At 26.9% G+C, this 4,250-nt stretch carries 4 protein-coding genes; 2 read left to right on the forward strand and 2 right to left on the reverse strand.

Features of this window, described 5'->3' with window-relative positions:
• Nucleotides 1-79: 79 nt before the first annotated feature.
• Together JWF52_RS16425 and JWF52_RS16430 are read right to left on the reverse strand one after the other, a co-directional pair.
• A complete protein-coding gene (locus JWF52_RS16425; protein ID WP_208334597.1) occupies nt 80-412 on the reverse strand; it encodes a helix-turn-helix domain-containing protein in 333 nt (110 codons plus the stop codon).
• A gap of 707 nt (nt 413-1,119) precedes the next feature.
• Nucleotides 1,120-1,686, reverse strand: coding sequence for a hypothetical protein (locus JWF52_RS16430; RefSeq protein WP_208334598.1), 567 nt, complete (start codon nt 1,684-1,686; stop codon nt 1,120-1,122).
• A 1,571-nt stretch (nt 1,687-3,257) separates the two neighbouring features.
• On the opposite strand from JWF52_RS16430, the gene JWF52_RS16435 reads away from it, so the two are divergent.
• Together JWF52_RS16435 and JWF52_RS16440 are read left to right on the forward strand one after the other, a co-directional pair.
• Complete coding sequence (locus JWF52_RS16435) at nt 3,258-3,617, forward strand: hypothetical protein (protein WP_208334599.1); 360 nt, start codon at nt 3,258-3,260, stop codon at nt 3,615-3,617.
• 19 nt (nt 3,618-3,636) lie between these two features.
• On the forward strand, nt 3,637-4,200 hold the full coding sequence (locus tag JWF52_RS16440) for a VanZ family protein (protein ID WP_208334600.1): 564 nt from the start codon (nt 3,637-3,639) through the stop codon (nt 4,198-4,200).
• The last annotated feature ends 50 nt before the right edge of the window (nt 4,201-4,250 follow it).

Below are 4,250 nucleotides of genomic sequence, written 5' to 3' on the forward strand. Positions count from 1 at the left end.
CCTTAAAATTCAAATAAATGGATTCTAAGGGCTTTTTTACTAGACTACTCGAAATAAGTTTTTAGAACTAATTTAATTTTTAAGTCCATTTTTGTGCTAATATTGATAGAAAATACCACATCATTCCTGTAAATAACCACCAATGAGAGTATAAAAAATCCCCTATAGTTCTTCCCTTTTTACTTTTTTCTTCAACAATAAGTGGTTGTTTTGGTTTTTCACCTTTAATTAGTTCATCTAGTGTAATGTCAAATATTTCACTCATAAGAACTAATTTATCTACATCAGGTATAGATTCACCTGTTTCCCATTTGGATATAGCTTGCCTTGATATATTTAATTTTTTGGCTAGATCATCTTGTGACCAATTGTTTTTTTGTCTATTTTTCTTTATCTTTTCTTGAATTTTCATCTCTGTATCCTCTCTAAAGTTTTAATAACTTATTATTGATTTAATGCTAATAAATTGTAAAGAACGTAATAAGAGAATATTAGCAACCCTTAGTTGCTTTGTTTAAATTCCAATAATTATAATAGATTTAAATACATTAGAATAAAGTTTATAGTTTTAACAAGTCTTAAAATTTCAGTTTATGAACTAGTTAAATATTCTTAAATATCTGTGGTTCATCCGCTATTAATTCTATCTTTCCACATTCAACGCAAACATAGCAAGAAACATTACTTCTTTTTTCTTATACCATAGATACGGTTGTGTTGGGACAGCTCCAGTTGCAAAGTTACTTTCTTCATTTCATTTTTACACTTTTTACATTCCATAATCTATAACTCGCCTTTATTTATAACTTGATTTAATTATTATAACAAATATGTAAATATTTACCAATACGGTAACAATACCTAAAATTTACGTTTAGGGAATAGTTTAAATAAATCTAGTGTTTTCAACACTTTAAATATCTTTAAAAATAAAGAAAGGGCAAACTTAATTTTATTAAGTTCGCCCTTTCTTTATTTTATTAGCTAATAAAGCCCTATTTTCGATTTTAAGACTTATTTTGAAACTACATAGCCTATTTATCCTTAACTTTATTATTTTCATCCTAAGAAGATTCTGTTGTATTTTTCAACCATGATTTACGGTTGTTTATTTAAATATTACTTATACTTTTCCATGTATTCTTCCAATGCCATAGACACTAGATCTTGGTTATTATATTTTTTATTTTTATTACAAAACTCTTTCCATTTAGTTAATGTTTCACCATAAACTCTAAATGAAGTTCCTTTTGCTTCACTATTAAAATCTTTAATTTGTATTTCATTACTAGCAACTACTTCTATTACATTTGTAATATCTTTGTAATACAAATTATTTTCTTTAAAAGCATTTATGACTTCAAATATTTCTTTCTTTGCTTTAACTATGTCTAATAAATCATCTTTATAATTTTGTAATACATTTGTGGTATCTTTGTAATCTAAATCAAAAATTTCTTTTCCATGAGTTATATTTTTTTGTAATACATTTGTATTTTCTTTGTAATATCTTTTTTCTTTTTGAAAATATTTATATCCATTTTCTTTAACAATTTTTTGAAGAAATTTTTCTCCAATTCCTAGATCTTCTCTAATGCGAATTACAGTTTGACCTTCACTTAATTTTTCATTTAGGTACTCAATTTTTTTATCTATATCTAATTCTAAAAATTCTTCTTTAATCATTTTATCTACCTCAGAGTAATCAAATTTTATTTGTAATACATTTGTAGTATATTACAAATGTATTACAAAATCCTTTTAATATTTTCTATAAAAATTAAAAAGCCCTCTACAAGAGCCTTCAGAGAAAAAGAGCATAAGGAGATTTTGTGCCTTTCTGCGAAAGTCAACTAGGCAAAGCCTAGTAAATCTGTGTGTTTTTTAGTATTTTTTATGGGCACAAAAAATGACTCATTTTACAAGAAACAGTACATAAAACAGTACATATTTTTTACATACTTTTACATAATATAGGACATCCTTTTTTTCTCTTTAAGAGTGCAAACGTAGATACATAAAAAAAGTAAAAGTATAATTTTTACAACTATTACATAAGCCTATCGGCTACTAACGCCTTCAACCTTCGGCTCTCAGTTATTGCTAACGCAGAGTTAAAACGAAACCCCAAAAGGGGTGTTTAGTTTTAACTCTTTTGTTCTATTTGCTTTTTAGTTTTTTTGTTTTTTTAAGTCTTCAAAGAACTAAAGTTTTCGATAATTCACTTGACTTTGCGTACTCGCAAATATAATCCAGAGGTGTAGATGGGCAGAGTTTCCCTACTGAAAAATCAGCATAGGAAACCCTAACTATAACATAATCCGTCGGCATCCTTTGATCACAAGGTTAGTTATAGATTCAACTTGTTTTATGGTAACTTTTTACTAGTACATAGCCAACTAGCTTAAACTTTTTTACAAAGTTTTATATTCTACCTACCTGTTAGCATGTCCAACTACTGACATCTAACTCGAGCCACATTCATAGAAATTTTATTGTAGTTTTTCTATGAATCGCTATCCCCCGCACCTCATATATTTTACTTGGGCTTGATGCGTTTTACCCAATGACGACAATACAAAATAAGTTGAAGGATCTTATATCGCCGAGCTGTTGCGACCTTGGTCTTTTGCCTTGTTCCCCACTACGGCTAGTCTTTTTTAAGTGGTTTTCTAGGTATTCCACTATATTTTTTATGTAATATATTCAGTTTTGAAATTAAAAAACGCCCTAGGGAAATTCCTAGAGCGTTAAGGTCTAATTTATATTGACTTAAAGTGTTTATACTTATATACTTATGTATATATTAATAACATAAACTACTTTGGTTGGGTCAACTTTCCGAGGATAGTTCCTGCTATCCGACGAAGGCTAAATTCCTTAACTTCATGGTATTCCACTACCTGTAGTTACCTTAAATCGTCGCCAAACGATTTAGAGAACCGAAGTTAAATATAAAGCACTCTTTTGAGTGCTTTTTTATTTTGTTATATTCATATTTTAACTTTATTTACAATTTATAACAATAACTTCTTTTAAATTTTTATTTTTTTATTAATTTTTTTTATTAATTTTTTTATTTCAATCCCAAAATAATCCATTTCAATCCACTTTTTATATATTTAAATATTTTTATGCTATATTAATTACTCAAAGAAAAATATATTATTCCAGTAGTTCTAATTATTGGTATATTATCATATCTCTTTGGTCAAATATGGAATTTACATTTTATTAATATTTAAGGAGACTTCATTATGAAAGCAAAAAAAATTATGGCAACAACATTATTATTAAGTGGGTTTTTAATACCTGCCTCAATATATGCAGCATCAAAAGGCTTTTCCTATAAATTTAAGCATCAGTTGACAATAGGATATAATTATTCTACAAAAGATGACTTATACGTTGCTACACACACTAGATCATTCGGAGGATCTGATGGATTTGTTATTAAAGTATATAACGATGATGGTGGACTTGTAGACTATGCCCCTGTAAAATATGAGCAAGGTACAGAGATTTTTAAAGTTAAGAAAGGTAAAAGGTATGGAGTTGAATTTTGGAAAAAATCAGATGGATTGTATGTAGAAGGTGGCGGAACAAGATCTTATTAGAATTCGGAGGATCTAATATATGTTTTTATTCAAATATTTTTTAATTCCTTTTCTTTTAATTTATACATTACTATTTTTTAAATTTGCTAAGTTTGATACTAATATAAAAAAAATACTATGTTATAGTTTCGGAATATATATATGTTTAGTTATAGGTATAACGATATTTCCTATTCCAATTCAACCCGAAGAAATACAATTAAATATAACATATAACTTAGGTCAACTTAATAATTTTATCCCTTTAAAAACTACATATGAAAATCTAATTGTGGATATGAAAAACAATGCCTTAATGGCATCTTTAAAGCAAATAATAGGAAACATAATCATGTTCATTCCAGTTGGATTTTATGCGCCAATATTAAAAAAACATATAAAATTAAAAGAAATTACTATTGCAGGACTTATATTTAGTATATGCATAGAGCTAACTCAATTTATAATAAATACCATCATAGGATATAATTACAGATCGGTAGATATTGATGATATTATTCTGAATGTTTTAGGAGCTATTATAGGGTATTTAATATTTAAAGTAATATATCCTATGATTAAAGAACTAATAGAAAAATCATAACTTAAAATAAAGTTAAAGCCCTTAAAATTCAAATAAATGGATTCTAAGGG

It is taken from the genome of Clostridium sp. CCUG 7971 (assembly GCF_017590215.1).
Lineage (GTDB): Bacteria > Bacillota > Clostridia > Peptostreptococcales > Peptostreptococcaceae > Faecalimicrobium.